Here is a 14,984-nt window from a genome sequence, read left to right as displayed (position 1 = left end):
CGCGCCGTGCGTCGTGCTGGACAAGCACGACAACGGCTTTGCATACTAAATGAGGGGAGTAAGGGAGACTTTCGTATGTTCAGGCGTATTCTCGCCGGCGCGCTCGCGCTGGCCGTGCCTTTTGCAGCCGCCGACGTGCAGGCGCAGGAAAAGGTGCTCAAGGCGGTGATGCACGCTGACGTGCGCGTCATCGATCCGGTGTGGACCACCCAGACGATCGCCAACATCCATGGCGCGCTGATCTACGACACGCTGTTCGGCAATGATGGCAACCAGAAGCCGCAGCCGCAGATGGTGGGCAAGTACGAGATCAGCCCTGATCGGCTCACCTACACCTTCACGCTGCGCGACGGGCTCAAGTTCCACGACGGCTCGCCGGTCACGACCAAGGACGTCATCGCTTCACTGAAGCGCTGGGGCGCCAAGGACGGTGTCGGCCAGCGCCTGATGGGCTTCGTCACAAAGATGGAGCCGGTCGACGACAAGACCTTCACCATGGTCCTGCGGGAACCTTACGGCATGGTCCTGGAGTCGCTGGGCAAGAGCCAGAGCTCGATCGCCGCTATCATGCGCGAGAAGGATGCCCTGACCGATCCGCAGCAGCAGGTGAAGGAGGCCGTCGGCTCCGGTCCCTATATGTTTGCCAAGGATCAGTGGGTTCCGGGCAGCAAGGCGGTCTATCTCAAGAACAAGGACTATGTGCCGCGCACTGAGGCGCCGTCCTCCTTTGCGGGTGCTAAGATTCCCGGCGTCGATCGCATCGAGCTGGTTTGGATCTCCGATCCGCAGACCACCATGTCGGCGCTGATCAACGGCGAGATCGACTTCTACGAGCAGCCGACCAACGACTTCCTGCCGTTGCTCGAGAAGGCGCGCGGCGTGAAGCTGATGAAGACCGGCAAGATCGACAGCACGCAGGGCATGATCCGGCTGAACCATCTCCACCCGCCGTTCGACAACGTGAAGGCGCGGCAGGCGATGTACTACCTGATCAACCAGGAAGACTTCCTGCGCACCATCGTCGGCGATCCGAAATTCTACCGGGTCTGCAAAGGACTGCTGACCTGCGGCGGTCCCTACGAGAACGACGGCGGCAGCGAACTCATGAAGGAGTACAACCCGAAGAAGGCGCTGCAGCTGCTCAAGGAGGCTGGTTACAAGGGCGAGCCGATCACCGTGCTCTCGGCCACCGACCACGCCACCATCACCCCGGCAACGCAGGTGCTGGTCCAAGCGATGCGCGAAGCCGGCATCAACGTCGATGCGCAGTCGATGGACTGGGGCTCGGTCGTGACTCGCCGTGCCAAGAAGGAGCCGCCCGCGCAAGGCGGCTGGAATATCTTCGTCACCACCTCGGGTGGCGTCGGTTCGTCCAATCCTGTCCTGCACACCTGGATCGGTGCTGCCTGCGACAAGGGCCTGTTCGGCTGGCCGTGCGATCCCGAAGTCGAGAAGCTGCGCAATGCCTTCGGCATGGCGGCGACCGAGGAGGAGCGCAAGAAGATCGCCAAGGAGCTGCAGACCCGCGCGATGGAGCAGGTCGTGTTCCTGCCGTTCGGTCAATGGGATACGCCGATCGCCTTCCGCGGCGACAAGATCGACAACGTCGTGCCGAACACCGGCCTCGCCGTGCTCTGGGGTATTACCAAGAAGTGAAATCCGTTAAGCGTAACGGCGCATGACCTCCTATATCGTGCGCCGTCTCTTCGCCACCCTGCCGGTGATGGCGGTGGTGGCGCTGTTTGTCTTTTTCCTGCTGCGATTCGCACCGGGTGATCCCGCTGCGATCATCGCAGGCGACGATGCCACGGCCGAATCGATTGCGGCCGTGCGCGTCAAGCTCGGGCTCGACCGGCCGATGGTCGAGCAGTTCGTCGTCTGGGTGGGCCAGCTCCTGCAGGGCGACATGGGCGTGTCGATCTTCTCGAACCTCGCCGTGACACGCCTGATTGCCCAGCGGCTGGAGCCGACGGTGGCGCTCACGCTCTCAACGCTGTTCGTGGCGGTTGCGCTCGCCGTTCCCATCGGCGTCGTGGCGGCCTGGAAGGCGCGTAAGCTGGTCGATCGCCTGGCCATGGCCTTCGCCGTGCTGGGCTTTGCGATGCCGACCTTCGTGCTGGCCTATATCCTGATCTACTTCTTCGCCGTGCAGTGGCAGCTCTTGCCGGTGCAGGGCTACGCACCAATCAAGCAAGGCTTTTGGCCCTTCGTCGAAAGCCTGATCCTGCCTTCGGTGGCGCTGGGCATCACCTACATGGCGTTGATCGCCCGCATCACGCGGGCCTCCATGCTCGAGGTGCTGGCCCAAGACTATATCCGCACCGCCAATTCCAAGGGCCTGGCGACAGACCGCGTGCTGCTGCTGCATGCCTTGAAGAATGCCGCCGTGCCGATCGTCACGGTGATTGGCATCGGCATCGCGCTCCTGATCTCCGGGGTCGTCATCACCGAGACCGTGTTCAACATTCCGGGCCTGGGACGCCTCACGGTCGATGCCGTGCTGAAGCGCGACTATCCGGTGGTGCAGGGGCTGATCCTGGTCTTTGCCGGCGCCAAGGTGCTGGTGAACCTGATCATCGACATTTCCTACGCCTTCCTCGATCCGCGGATCCGGTACTGACATGGCCGTTGTCGCCGACGATCTCGACCTGCCGGCCACGCGCCGTTTCTCGCTGTGGACCGCGGTACGGCGCAATCCCACGATTGCCTTCGGTGCCGTGCTGCTGGCGGCGCTGATCATCATGGCGGTCTTCGCGCCCTTCATCGCGCCCAATGACCCCTTGAAGCTGTCGCCCGTGAACCGGCTTCGCCCGCCGTCGGAGCGCTGGTGGTTCGGCACGGATCAGTTCGGCCGGGACGTCTTTTCACGGACGATCTACGGCGCGCGCGTCTCCCTGATCGTCGGCCTCTCGGTGGCTGCCTTTTCGAGCGTGCTGGGCCTCGCGCTGGGACTTGCTTGCGGTTACTTCCGCAAGGTCGACGGGATCGTCATGCGAATCATGGACGGGTTGATGGCGATCCCCTCGATCCTGCTCGCCATCGCGCTCATCACCCTGTCGCGGCCGGGCCTCGGCATCGTGATCGTGGCCATCGTCATCCCCGAAGTGCCCCGCATCGTGCGTGTCGTACGCGCCGTGGTGCTGTCGATCCGCGCCCAGCCCTATATCGAAAGCGCCATCGCCGGTGGCACGAAGAACCTGAAGCTCCTGTGGCGTCATGTGCTGCCCAACACGCTGGCGCCACTGATCGTACAATCGACCTATGTCTGCGCCTCGGCCATGCTGATCGAGGCGGGCCTCAGTTTCCTGGGTGCCGGCGTGCCGCCGGAAATCCCGAGCTGGGGCAACATCATTGCCCAGGGCCGCACCTATTTTCAGATTGCGCCCTGGACCATCCTGATTCCGGGGGCGTTCCTGGCCGTCACCGTGCTGGCGGTGAACCTGCTGGGCGATGGGCTGCGCGACCGGCTCGATCCGCGACTGGCGAGGCGGCTCTGACCATGGCCGAAGCCTCTATCCTCGAAGTTCGCGACCTGCATACGCAGTTTCGTACGTTGGACGGCATCGTCCGGGCCGTCGATGGCGTGTCCTTCCATGTCGCGCGCGGTGAGACCCTGGGCATCGTAGGCGAGTCCGGCTGCGGCAAGTCGGTGACGGCGATGTCGATCCTGCGGCTGATCCCGCCGGAGACCGGCCGCATCGCCTCTGGCTCGATCAAGTTCGAAGGCGAGGAACTCACGAGGCTCTCCGAAGAGGAGATGAAGCGTCTGCGCGGGCATCGCATCTCCATGATCTTCCAGGAGCCGATGACCAGCCTCAATCCGGTGCTGACGGTCGGCACGCAGATCGCCGAAAACGTCGTGCGCCATCTCCATGTGCCCTGGTCGGCCGCGCGCGATCGGGCGCGCGAGATGCTGGATCTGGTGCGCATCGCCGATGCCCGCCGCCGCCTTGACGAGTATCCGCACCAGCTTTCTGGCGGCATGCGCCAGCGCGTGATGATCGCCATGGCGCTCAGCTGCGATCCGCAGGTCTTGATAGCCGATGAGCCCACGACGGCGCTCGACGTCACCATCCAGGCACAGATCCTCGATCTCATGATCGAGCTCAAGGAGAAGACCGGCACGGCGATCGTGCTGATCACCCACGATCTCGGTGTCGTTGCCGAGACCACGGAGCGTGTCGTGGTGATGTATGCCGGTCGCAAGGTCGAGGAGGCGTCGGTCGAGGCGCTGTTCGCCGAGCCGCTGCATCCCTATACGCGCGGCCTGATGCGGGCGATCCCGCGTCTCGATGTCGAGGCCGATATCGCCGGCACGCGGCCACGTCTGCAGGAAATCCCCGGCCTGGTGCCGATCCTCACCAAACCCATCATTGGCTGTGCTTTCGCGCCGCGCTGTGGCTTCGCCACCGACCGCTGCCGCAGCGAGGCGCCGCCCCTGGTCGAGGGCAGCGCGGGCCATACCGTCGCCTGCTGGGAAGTCGAGCGCGTGAGGGCCTCGGCATGAGCGACAAGCTCGATACCCAGCCGGTCCTCAAGGTCGAAGGTCTCGTAAAGCACTTCCCGATCCATGGCGGTCTGCTGCAGCGCCGGGTCGGCGAGGTGAGGGCGGTCGACGGCGTCTCCTTCTCGATCCGTCGCGGCGAGACGCTCGGCCTGGTGGGCGAGTCCGGTTGCGGCAAGTCGACGATCGGCAAGGTCGTCCTGAAGCTGATCGAGCCGACGGCCGGACGCATTGCGCTGGGCGGCGAGGACATCACCCATCTGAAGCCGGGCGCCATGTGGGCCCATCGCCGGCGCATCCAGACGATCTTCCAGGATCCGTATTCGTCGATGAACCCGCGCTTGCCCTCAGGCACGATCGTGGGTGAGCCGCTGGAGAATTTCGGCATCGCCCACGGCGCGGCGCGCGACGAGAAGGTCGCACAGCTCTTCCGGCGGGTCGGGCTCCGGCCTGAGGCGATGCGCAAGTACGCGCATGAATTTTCCGGTGGCCAGCGTCAGCGGTTGGGCATCGCCAAGGCGTTGTCGGTCAATCCCGACGTGATCGTGGCCGACGAGCCGGTCTCCGCGCTCGACGTCTCGGTGCAGGCGCAGGTATTGAACCTGCTGATCGACCTGCAGGAGGAATATGGCCTCGCCTATCTCTTCATCAGCCACGATCTCGCGGTGATGCGGCACATCAGCCACCGCATCGCCGTGATGTATCTCGGCCGCATCGTCGAACTGGCGCCCAAGCGCACGCTCTTCACGCAGCCACTGCACCCCTACACCGAGGCGCTGCTCTCGGCCGCGACCGCGCCCGATCCCAAGCGACGCCGTCAGCGCAAGCGCATCGTGCAGGGCGACGTGCCGAGCCCGGCCAAGCCACCGCCCGGCTGCCACTTCCATACGCGGTGTCCCTATGCGATCGCCGAGTGCAAGGTGACGGCGCCGCCGCTGATCGAAGTGGCGGAAGGCCATCACGTCGCCTGCCTGCGTCGTCCTGTCGGCGGCGATCCGGGTCCTCTCTCGCCGTAAGTTCGTTCTCTGTGCGTCGTTGTGTCTCTTGCTTGGGCACACGTGCGGGTGCTCCTCGGCCTCCATGCCGATAGGAGTGCCTACAGAAAATGCTCGATGAAAAGCTGGAGCCGATTTTTGCCGATGTGCTGCGCCGCAATCCCGGCGAGGAAGAGTTTCATCAGGCGGTGCGCGAGGTGCTCGACAGTCTTGGCGCAGTGATCGCGAAACATCCGGATTACGCCGAAGATGCGTTGATCGAGCGTATCTGCGAGCCGGAGCGGCAGATCATCTTTCGTGTGCCGTGGGTCGACGATCGTGGCCAGGTGCAGATCAATCGCGGCTTCCGCGTGCAGTTCAATTCTGCCCTCGGCCCCTTCAAGGGCGGGCTGCGGTTTCATCCCACGGTCTATCTCGGCACGGTGAAGTTCCTGGGCTTCGAGCAGGTCTTCAAGAATGCCCTGACGGGCATGCCGATCGGCGGCGGCAAGGGCGGCTCCGACTTCGATCCCAAGGGCCGGTCGACCGGCGAGGTCATGCGCTTCTGCCAGTCGTTCATGACCGAGCTGTCGCGCCACCTCGGCGAGTACACCGACGTGCCGGCGGGCGACATCGGCGTGGGCCAGCGCGAGATCGGCTACATGTTCGGCCAGTACAAGCGCATGAGCAATCGCTACGAGTCCGGCGTGCTTACGGGCAAGGGGCTGGCCTGGGGCGGTTCGCGGGTGCGCACGGAGGCCACGGGTTACGGCGCCGTTTACTTCGTCGAGCGCATGCTCGGCACGCGCGGCCAGAGCTTCGATGGCAAGAAAGTGATCGTGTCGGGCGCCGGCAACGTTGCGATCTACACGATCGAGAAGGTGGCGGAGCTGGGCGGCAAGGTCATCGCTTGTTCGGACTCCAACGGCTATGTCCTCGACGAAGCCGGGATCGACCTCGACCTCCTGAAGGAGATCAAGGAGAAGCGGCGCGGCCGGGTAGAGGACTATGCCAAGCAGCGTGGAGCCGGCGCCACCTACGTTCCCGGCGGCTGCATCTGGGACGTGCCGGCGAATATCGCCATGCCGTCGGCGACGCAGAACGAGCTGACGGGGCGTGACGCGCGGACCCTGGTGAAGAACAAGGTGCTGGCGGTCGGCGAGGGGGCGAACATGCCCTGCACGCCCGAGGCGGTGCGGCTGTTCCTCGAGGCCGGAGTGTTGTTCGGGCCGGGCAAGGCGACCAATGCCGGCGGCGTAGCGACCAGCGCGCTCGAAATGCAGCAGAACGCCTCGCGCGACTCCTGGAGCTTCGAGGCCACGGAAGAGCGTCTGGCCGGCATCATGAATGGCATCCATGACCGCTGCGCCGAGGTCGCCGATGAATACGGTTCCCCTGGCAACTACGTGCTGGGCGCCAACATCGCGGGCTTCATCCGCGTCGCCGAAGCCATGCGCGCCTTCGGCGTGGTGTGAGCGGGTGTCGTTCCGCGCGGAACTTGCTCCGCGCGGAACGCAGCGAGGACCTTCCCGCCTAGAGTGGAATACCTGTCGCCAAAGGTCTCCATCGTTGCTCTCGGTCGGCCTCGGTAGAGAGGTCGATCGTAACCTGCGTGCCGGCTTTAATACGTCGCCGCAGAATGTCGGCGCCGGCCGAGTCCGTTCGAAGTGTACCTGCGTCGTGAAGCGTCTGAAGGCGCGCGCGAGAGACTTGCAACTCGGACGCCAACAGACGATCAAGGCGTGTGCTGGCTGGAAGCGGGACCACCAGCTCGATCTCCAGTTTCGTCCAATGGCGGGTTTCGTGCCGCACGTCTTTGACGACGTCGCATTCAGGAAACTCGTCGACGCGCTGCGACTTGCGTCTCAGCGCGTCGAGATTGAACGTTTCCGCCCGGATCCACTGCGGATCGTTGGCCTGTAGCGCGTCCAGTACAGAAGGCTCGATGGTGCGGACGTTCCGTCGTTCGAAGATCGGCCGGTTCCATGTCTTCTCGCAGGTCAGACATTTGTAGATCAGCCACGCATCGAGTTTGCGACCGTTGGCATTGAGGCGGGTTTTGCCGCTGGATTGAAAGGCTCTCAGGCTCCCGCATTTGCTGCAGGCAACCCAGGGCTGGGGAGCAGTCTGGGGAACGATGGTCCATCGAACCCGAAGTGAATCGCACATACCGTCTTGGGCTTCCGTTCGGAAGTCCACCACGGTGGTGCAGGAGAGAACCCTTGCGGGTACGCGGTGTGGCGATGTTCAGGGGTAGCTGAAGAGCTGAGACAGCGGCTCTGCACGAGACAGAAGGCTGCGCATGGCACATTTTAACAATGCCAAACCGGTCTCTTGCCGCCACCCGATGAACATGGTCGCACGCCCCGACGGCGTGTTGCTGTCGGGCAGTACGGGTGAAACTGACTGAGACCGGTATTTACTTAGGCAAAGTCTATCTCGATGCGCCAATGCTCTTCGACCGCAGCGATAACAAAGGAGCGGTTCGAAAGGGAGTCCCTCGACACATCCAGAAGCTGAAAGCCGCAGCGTTGCGGCTTTCATGCAACTTTGTTGATCCGGCCAAGGTGCGCGGAAGGCGCCTAGCCCCGCGCCCCCGGCGCCGTGTCGCGCAGGTAGGTCAGGGCGGCCTGGGCTCCGCCTGCCTTGTGCGGAACCTTGGCGAGACCCAGCGCCATCTCGACGCCGGAGAGCGTGCCCATCAGCATCAGGTCGTTGAAGTCGCCGAGATGGCCGATGCGGAAGACCTTGCCCGCGACCTTGGTGAGGCCCTGGCCGAGCGACAGGTTGAAGTTCTCCAGCGCTACCTTGCGGAAGGCGTCGGCGTCGTGACCCTCGGGCATGACGATCGCGGTCAGCGAGCCTGAATAAGCTTTGGGATCGCTGCACAGGATCTCCAGCCCCCAGCCGTTGACGGCGGCGCGTGTCGCCTCGGCATGGCGGGTGTGGCGGGCGAATACGGCGTCGAGCCCTTCCTCCAGCAGCATGTCGCAGGCTTCGTTGAGGCCATAGAGCAGGTTGGTCGCCGGCGTGTAGGGGAACCAGCCGTTGGCGTTGGCCGCCAACATCTCGTCCCAGCCCCAGAAGGCCTTGATCATCTTGGAGGCCCTGGAGGCCGCGACCGCTTTCTCGCTCACCGCATTGAAGGAGAGGCCGGGCGGCAGCATCAGGCCCTTCTGCGAGCCCGCGACCGTGACGTCGACGCCCCAGGCGTCGTGGCGGTAGTCGATCGAACCCAGCGAAGAGATCGTGTCGACCAGCAGCAGGGCAGGGTGCCGGGCGGCATCCATGGCGCGCCGGACGGCCGAGATGTCGCTCACAACACCGGTCGAGGTCTCGTTGTGGACGATGCAGACCGCCTTGATGGCGTGGGCGGTGTCTTCCTTCAGGCGCTTCTCGATGGCCGCTGGATCGGCCGGCTTGCGCCAGTCGCCACCCATGAATTCTGATTTGATTCCAAGCTTATCGGCCATCTTCTTCCACAAGGAAGCGAAGTGGCCGGTTTCCCACATCAGCACCTGGTCGCCGGGCGACAGGGTGTTTACGAGGGCGGCTTCCCAAGCTCCTGTGCCGGATGCGGGATAGATGATAACCGGTTGTTTTGTCTGGAAAACTTGCCGGACAGACCGCAGGACTTTTTTGGCCAGTGCATTGAACTCGGGGCCGCGGTGATCGATCGTCGGATGATCCATCGCGCGAAGAACGCGGTCCGGAACATTGGTCGGCCCGGGAATTTGCAGGAAATGACGACCGCTCGGATGGGAGTTCAGGCGCATGGCTTCAGCCTTTCCAACTGTTCACTTGCATTTTGTATACAATATGCCAAGCTGAGTCCAGACACATGGATGGCTCTTCCTTTCCCATCGCCCGATCGAGCCTGCCGGAGGCGGCGGCCGAACGGCTGCGCACCCTGATCATCGAGGGCGGGCTGCAGCCGGGCGCCAAGCTGAACGAGCGCGAGCTTTGCGAACGGTTGGGCGTCTCACGTACACCCCTTCGGGAAGCCTTCCGTATGCTGGCCGCCGACGGGTTGCTGGTTCAGCTCCCCAATCGCGGCGCCCAGGTCGTGGCCCTGTCGCCGGACGATGTGCGCGATGGCTTCGAGGTCATGGCCGCCCTGGAAGGGCTGGCGGGAGAACTCGCGGTGGCGCGGGTGACCGACAACGACATCGCCGATCTGCGCGCGCTGCAGGCGGAAATGGAAGCCGCGCACCTCCAGCACGATCTTCCGGCCTACTATCGCATCAACCGCATCATCCACGACCGGCTGAACGCCATTGCCGGCAATGCGGTACTTGGCCAGACCTACCGCACCCTCAACGCGCGCCTGCATGCGCTGCGGTTCCGCTCCAACCTCAACCGCGCCAAATGGGACCAGGCGGTTGCAGAACATCGTTCCATGATCGCGGCCCTTGCCGCGCGTGATGGCGCTGCGCTACGTGATCTCCTCATCCGGCATCTGCGTGCCAAGCAGCAGGCGGTGCTGGCTTCGATGAATAATCAAGACAGTGAGATCCTTTAGGGAGGAAACGAACAATGACGTCGACTTTTTCCACGCGCCGCAAAGCGCTGAAGCTCGGGCTTGCCGCCGCCCTGGCGGCGCCCGCCGTGGCGCGTGCCCAGCAGGGCTGGCCACCGCAGACGATCACCTGGGTCAACCCGTTCCCGGCCGGCGGCGGCACCGATGTCTTCGCGCGGCCATTGGCGGCCCAGGTTGGTGAGCAGCTTGGCTGCCAGATCATCATCGACAACAAAGGTGGGGCAGGCGGCACGGTGGGCGCCTCGCAGGCAGCCAAGATGAAGCCCGACGGCTCCGTCTTCTTCGTCGGCGCCATCCACCACACGATCGCGCCGTCGATCTACAAGAACCTCGACTACGATCTCGAGAAGAACTTCGAGCCGATCACCATGGTGGCGCTGGTGCCGCAGGTGATCTCGATCAATCCCAACAAGGTGCCGGTCAATACGGCCGCCGAATTCATCGCCTACGTGAAAGCCAATCCTGGCAAGGTGAACTACGCCTCGGCCGGCGCCGGTACGGCGCATCATCTGGCAGGCGAACTATTCAAGCTCGAGACCAAGACCCAGATTACGCACGTGCCTTACCGCGGCGCGGGCCCTGCCATGCAGGACCTGCTCGCCGGCAATGCCGACATGATGTTCGACGGCATGGGAACCTCGGCGCAGCAGATCAAGGCAGGCAAGCTGAAGGGCCTCGCGGTGGCGACCCAGCAGCGCCTGCCGGAGTATCCCGACATGCCGACGGCGGCCGAGATCGGCGTGCCGAACTGGCTCGTGTCGACCTGGTACGGGTTGTGGGCGATCAAGGGTACGCCGCAGCCGATCGTCGATCGCATGTACGCGGAGGTGGTCAAGGCGCTGGCGAACCCGAAGCTTCAGACCATCTGGAAGGATCAGCTCGCGCAGGTCGGCGGCGAAAAGCCGGCTGACTTTGCCAAGCGCATCCGCACCGAAATCGAGAAATGGCAGAAGGTCGTTGCGGCGGCCGGGGTGAAACTAGACTGAGCACGCTCGAACAAAATCTGCGACGCACGCTCAAGGGCGAGGTCCTGTTCGACAGGGCCTCGCGTGGGCGCTACGCGACCGACGCCTCGATCTACCAGGTCGAGCCGGTGGGCGTTGTCGTGCCGCGCGACGAGACCGACCTGGGGCTCGCCATCGAAGTGGCGCGCGATGCCAAGGCGGCGATCCTGCCGCGCGGTGCGGGCACCTCGCAGTGTGGCCAAACGGTCGGCGAGGCGCTGGTCATCGATTGTTCGAAGTACCTGCGCGAGGTCGTGGGGTTCGACAAGAACAAGGCGCAGGTGACGGTGCAGCCCGGCGTGGTGCTGGACCAGCTCAACGCCTGGCTGAAGCCGCATGGGCTTTGGTATCCGGTCGATGTCTCGACCTCGGCGCAGTGCACGCTCGGCGGCATGGCCGGCAACAATTCCTGCGGCTCGCGCTCCATCCGCTACGGCAACATGGTGCACAACGTCGCTTCGATCGACGCGATCCTGGCCAACGGCGAGAGGGCACGCTTCGGCTCGGCACGGCCCGAGGACATGCCGCCATCGGTGCGCGCCATCGCCGACAAGGTGGCCGAGCTTGCCTTCGCCGAACGCGACGAGATCGAGCGCATGTACCCCAAGGTGCTGCGGAGGGTCGGCGGCTACAATCTCGATATCTTTTTCCCGCAGTCGGAGCGGCCCTACACGACCGACAATTCGGTCAACCTTGCCCACCTGCTGGTTGGCAGTGAAGGCACGCTTGCGGTTACCGAGCGGCTGACGCTGAAGCTCGCGCCGCTGCCCAAGCACAAGACCCTGGGCGTTGTGAACTTCACGAGTTTCTACAAGGCGATGGACAGCGCCCAGCACATCGTGAAGCTGAAGCCCGCGGCGGTGGAACTGGTCGACCGCACGATGATCGAGCTGGCGCGTGCCAATCCTGCCTTTCGCCCCGTCATCGAGCGGGCGCTGATCGGCAAGCCCGAAGCGATTTTGCTGGTCGAGTTCGCCGGCGAGGAGCGCGAGGACCAGCTTCGCGATCTCGCGCGGCTGGTCGAGTTGATGGCCGATCTCGGCCTGCCGGGCAGCGTCGTCGAGATGCCGGAGCCCGGCCCGCAGGCGGCCCTTTGGGAGGTCCGCAAGGCCGGCCTCAACATCATGATGTCCATGAAGGGAGACGGTAAGCCCGTCTCCTTCATCGAGGATTGCGCCGTACCGCTGGAGCATCTCGCGGACTACACGCAACGCCTCACCGACGTCTTCGAGAAGCACGGTACCAAAGGCACCTGGTATGCCCATGCCTCGGTCGGCACGTTGCACGTGCGGCCGATCCTCGACATGCGCCGCGAAGGCGCCACCAAGATGCGCGCCATCGCCGAGGAGGCTTCGGCGCTGGTGCGCGAATACAAGGGCGCCTATTCGGGCGAGCATGGCGACGGGCTGGTGCGCTCGGAGTGGGTGGGCTGGCAGTTCGGCCCACGCCTCACCAAGGCCTTCGAGACGGTCAAGGATCTGTTCGACCCTCAAGGTATCCTCAATCCCGGCAAGATCGTGCGGCCCTCGCGCATGGACGATCGCAGTCTGTTCCGCTTCAAGCCGGGCTACACGGGTATCAACTACACCCCCGCACTCGACTGGTCGGCGTGGAACGTCCAGAACGATCCGCGCACCGAGGAACTCACCGAACCCGGTAGCGGCGGCGACAGCACCGGCGGCTTCGCGAAGGCCGCCGAGATGTGCAACAACAACGGCCATTGCCGGAAGTTCGACGCCGGCACGATGTGCCCGTCCTTCCGCGTGACACGCGACGAGAAGCATCTGACGCGCGGTCGCGCCAATACGCTCCGGCTCGCGCTCTCCGGCCAGCTCGGCCCCGAAGCTCTGCGCTCCGACTATGTCGCCGCGGCGATGGACCTTTGCGTGAGCTGCAAGGGCTGCAAGCGCGATTGCCCCACCGGCGTCGACATGGCGCGCATGAAGATCGAGGTGAAGTCGGCGCGGAGCATGGCGCGCGGCCTCTCCTGGCGCGACCGGATGATCGGCGCCGTGCCCTCGATGGCACCATGGGCGCGCCGGTTGCCGTGGCTGTTCAATGCGGCCTGGTTCTTCCAGACCTATCTCGGCTTCGCCAAGCAGCGCCGCCTGCCGCAGTGGCGCAGCGATACCTTCCTCACCACCACCGAGGTCGACGATCGCGACGCCACGGTGGTGATCTTCGCCGACACCTTCTCCAATAACTTCGAGCCGGAGATCTTGCACGCCGCCCGGCAGGTACTGACGGCAGCCGGCCACAAGGTCGCCGTCGCCTGGCCGACCCTGGGCGCCCCGGCGCTCTGCTGTGGCCGAACCTATCTTTCGACCGGTCAGGTCGAGCGGGCGCGCAGCGAGGCACGGCGGCTCCTGAATGCGCTCCGACCCTTCGCGATCAAGGGCGTGCCCATCATCGGCCTCGAACCCTCGTGCCTGTTCACCCTGCGCGACGAGTTCCTGGCGATGAATCTCGGCGAGGACGCCAAGGCGGTGGCCGACAACGCCGTCCTGTTCGAGGAGTTTCTGGCGCGCGAGAAGCGAGAAGGGCGGCTGACGCTCGATCTCAAGCCGCTGCAGGAGAAGACGGCACTGCTGCACGGCCACTGTCACCAGAAGGCGTTTGGCGCGATGAGTGCAGTGCAGGAAGTGCTGGGCCTGGTGCCCGACCTCAAGGTGACGCCGATCGAATCGAGCTGCTGCGGCATGGCCGGCAGCTTCGGTTACGAGGCCGAGCACTACGAGACGTCGATGGCCATGGCTGAGCTGTCGCTGCTGCCGGCCGTGCGCAAGGCCGATGCCGATACGCTGGTCGTGGCTGACGGCACCTCCTGCCGCCACCAGATCGCCGACGGCGCCGATCGCCAGGCGCTGCACGTCGCCCAGGTCCTGGCCTCGGCGCTGGATTAGCGGGCGCGCGCCTCCGGCACGTGCAATCGATTGCACGAGCCGGCGGTATGTCCCCTCGCGGTGCAGAAGGCCCGGATTTATTGCGGTCCCGCCCTCGCTGTGGCACGGTCCGCGCCCTATGCAGAGACCTAGAAACCCCTATTCCAGCGCCGAAATCGACCGCTCCTCCCATGAGCGCGAGAACGACGAGCGCATGATTGAACTGGCCTCGTCAGGCGCGGCGCGGTTCGTTCCGATCGATACCGAGAGGAACCTGGTGAAGACCGGGGGCGACCCGGAACCGGTGTTCCTCCAAGGCATGATGGCGCGTGCCGTCGTCAGTTCGAGCGAGACCAAGATCTTCCTCGGCTATGTCGAAGGCACTCCGTATTTTGCCGTCGACGTGACCGGTCTCGAAACGCCCCTGACCGAGATGGGCGAGTTCGTCGATCTGCGCCAGGTCGGCGCGCTGCTGTTCGCGCGCGAGGGTTCGATCCTCGCTTATGCACGCGGCATGACCTACTGGCATCGCCGCCATCGTTTCTGTGGCGTGTGCGGATCGCCGACCCGCATCACGCGCGGCGGTCACGTGCGCATGTGCACCAACGAGTCGTGCAAGACGGAGCATTTCCCGCGCACGGATCCGGCGGTGATCATGCTGGTCCATCACGGCGACAAGTGTTTGCTGGGACGCGGCAAGCAGTTCCCGCGCGGCATGCATTCAACTCTCGCGGGCTTCGTCGAGCCTGGCGAGAGTTTCGAGGATGCCGTCGCGCGCGAGGTCTACGAGGAAGTCCGGGTCAAGGTGAGTAACGTGACGTACCGGTCCTCGCAGCCCTGGCCGTTCCCGGCTTCGGTGATGATCGGCTTCCACGCCGAAGCCGAGTCGTTGGACTTCACCGTCAACGAGGACGAGTTGGCCAGTGCCCGCTGGATGAGCCGCGAAGACCTCAAGCCGGAGAACCTGCCCACGGACGGCTCCTTCTTCATGCCGCGCCGCGATTCGATTGCCCGCCGCCTCATCGAGGAATGGCTGGGTCACGAGGCCGGTCCTTCCATCAACGGTTAACCGATCTACGG

Annotated in this window: 12 protein-coding genes; 10 read left to right on the top strand and 2 right to left on the bottom strand. The window is 64.6% G+C overall.

Annotated features, from left to right (window positions below):
- The first annotated feature begins 75 nt into the window (after window positions 1-75).
- The 6 genes from EPO50_RS23530 (at window position 76) to gdhA (ending at window position 6,953) form a co-directional block, all read left to right on the top strand.
- Window positions 76-1,656 (top strand): ABC transporter substrate-binding protein, encoded by a 1,581-nt coding sequence (locus EPO50_RS23530; RefSeq protein ID WP_296348065.1) that lies wholly within the window; start codon window positions 76-78, stop codon window positions 1,654-1,656.
- A 22-nt stretch (window positions 1,657-1,678) separates the two neighbouring features.
- A complete protein-coding gene (locus EPO50_RS23525) occupies window positions 1,679-2,620 on the top strand; it encodes an ABC transporter permease (RefSeq protein WP_296348063.1) in 942 nt (313 codons plus the stop codon).
- 1 nt (window position 2,621) lies between these two features.
- Complete coding sequence (locus EPO50_RS23520; protein ID WP_296348061.1) at window positions 2,622-3,497, top strand: ABC transporter permease; 876 nt, start codon at window positions 2,622-2,624, stop codon at window positions 3,495-3,497.
- 2 nt (window positions 3,498-3,499) lie between these two features.
- Entirely contained in the window at window positions 3,500-4,507 is a 1,008-nt protein-coding gene (locus EPO50_RS23515) for an ABC transporter ATP-binding protein (protein WP_296348059.1), read from the top strand.
- Window positions 4,504-5,520 (top strand): ABC transporter ATP-binding protein, encoded by a 1,017-nt coding sequence (locus tag EPO50_RS23510; RefSeq protein WP_296348057.1) that lies wholly within the window; start codon window positions 4,504-4,506, stop codon window positions 5,518-5,520. Before EPO50_RS23515 ends, EPO50_RS23510 begins: the two co-directional genes overlap by 4 nt.
- Window positions 5,521-5,609: 89 nt before the next feature.
- A complete protein-coding gene (gene gdhA, locus EPO50_RS23505) occupies window positions 5,610-6,953 on the top strand; it encodes an NADP-specific glutamate dehydrogenase (RefSeq protein ID WP_296348056.1) in 1,344 nt (447 codons plus the stop codon).
- Between the two features lie 58 nt (window positions 6,954-7,011).
- Here gdhA and EPO50_RS23500 read toward each other — a convergent pair whose 3' ends face one another.
- Window positions 7,012-7,647 (bottom strand): DUF1062 domain-containing protein, encoded by a 636-nt coding sequence (locus EPO50_RS23500; RefSeq protein WP_296348054.1) that lies wholly within the window; start codon window positions 7,645-7,647, stop codon window positions 7,012-7,014.
- Between the two features lie 413 nt (window positions 7,648-8,060).
- Window positions 8,061-9,254 (bottom strand): aminotransferase class V-fold PLP-dependent enzyme, encoded by a 1,194-nt coding sequence (locus EPO50_RS23495; RefSeq protein ID WP_296348052.1) that lies wholly within the window; start codon window positions 9,252-9,254, stop codon window positions 8,061-8,063.
- Window positions 9,255-9,319: 65 nt separating this feature from the next.
- Between EPO50_RS23495 and EPO50_RS23490 the strand changes: the two genes are divergently transcribed.
- The 4 genes from EPO50_RS23490 to nudC all read left to right on the top strand — a co-directional run bounded on the left by EPO50_RS23490 (window position 9,320) and on the right by nudC (window position 14,973).
- The gene (locus EPO50_RS23490) at window positions 9,320-10,000 is read left to right on the top strand and encodes a GntR family transcriptional regulator (protein WP_296348049.1); all 681 of its coding nucleotides are present in this window, start codon (window positions 9,320-9,322) and stop codon (window positions 9,998-10,000) included.
- 14 nt (window positions 10,001-10,014) lie between these two features.
- On the top strand, window positions 10,015-11,004 hold the full coding sequence (locus EPO50_RS23485) for a tripartite tricarboxylate transporter substrate binding protein (RefSeq protein WP_296348048.1): 990 nt from the start codon (window positions 10,015-10,017) through the stop codon (window positions 11,002-11,004).
- Window positions 10,962-13,925 (top strand): FAD-binding and (Fe-S)-binding domain-containing protein, encoded by a 2,964-nt coding sequence (locus tag EPO50_RS23480; protein ID WP_296348046.1) that lies wholly within the window; start codon window positions 10,962-10,964, stop codon window positions 13,923-13,925. The genes EPO50_RS23485 and EPO50_RS23480 overlap by 43 nt, the downstream gene beginning before the upstream one ends.
- Window positions 13,926-14,043: 118 nt before the next feature.
- Entirely contained in the window at window positions 14,044-14,973 is a 930-nt protein-coding gene (gene nudC, locus EPO50_RS23475) for an NAD(+) diphosphatase (RefSeq protein WP_296348044.1), read from the top strand.
- Window positions 14,974-14,984 lie beyond the last annotated feature (11 nt).

The sequence above is a fragment of the Reyranella sp. genome, assembly GCF_004297405.1.
Lineage (GTDB): Bacteria > Pseudomonadota > Alphaproteobacteria > Reyranellales > Reyranellaceae > Reyranella.
The sequence above is the reverse complement of the archived record's forward strand: the minus strand, read 5'-3'. Positions and strand labels throughout refer to the sequence as shown.

Excerpts from the sequence above, each read along its gene's own strand:
- EPO50_RS23530 (WP_296348065.1), top strand. The coding sequence starts at position 76 with ATGTTCAGGCGTATTCTCGCCGGCGCGCTCGCGCTGGCCGTGCCTTTT.
- EPO50_RS23525 (WP_296348063.1), top strand. The coding sequence starts at position 1,679 with ATGACCTCCTATATCGTGCGCCGTCTCTTCGCCACCCTGCCGGTGATG.
- EPO50_RS23520 (WP_296348061.1), top strand. The coding sequence starts at position 2,622 with ATGGCCGTTGTCGCCGACGATCTCGACCTGCCGGCCACGCGCCGTTTC.
- EPO50_RS23515 (WP_296348059.1), top strand. The coding sequence starts at position 3,500 with ATGGCCGAAGCCTCTATCCTCGAAGTTCGCGACCTGCATACGCAGTTT.
- EPO50_RS23510 (WP_296348057.1), top strand. The coding sequence starts at position 4,504 with ATGAGCGACAAGCTCGATACCCAGCCGGTCCTCAAGGTCGAAGGTCTC.
- gdhA (WP_296348056.1), top strand. The coding sequence starts at position 5,610 with ATGCTCGATGAAAAGCTGGAGCCGATTTTTGCCGATGTGCTGCGCCGC.
- EPO50_RS23500 (WP_296348054.1), bottom strand. The coding sequence starts at position 7,647 with ATGTGCGATTCACTTCGGGTTCGATGGACCATCGTTCCCCAGACTGCT.
- EPO50_RS23495 (WP_296348052.1), bottom strand. The coding sequence starts at position 9,254 with ATGCGCCTGAACTCCCATCCGAGCGGTCGTCATTTCCTGCAAATTCCC.
- EPO50_RS23490 (WP_296348049.1), top strand. The coding sequence starts at position 9,320 with ATGGATGGCTCTTCCTTTCCCATCGCCCGATCGAGCCTGCCGGAGGCG.
- EPO50_RS23485 (WP_296348048.1), top strand. The coding sequence starts at position 10,015 with ATGACGTCGACTTTTTCCACGCGCCGCAAAGCGCTGAAGCTCGGGCTT.
- EPO50_RS23480 (WP_296348046.1), top strand. The coding sequence starts at position 10,962 with ATGGCAGAAGGTCGTTGCGGCGGCCGGGGTGAAACTAGACTGAGCACG.
- nudC (WP_296348044.1), top strand. The coding sequence starts at position 14,044 with ATGCAGAGACCTAGAAACCCCTATTCCAGCGCCGAAATCGACCGCTCC.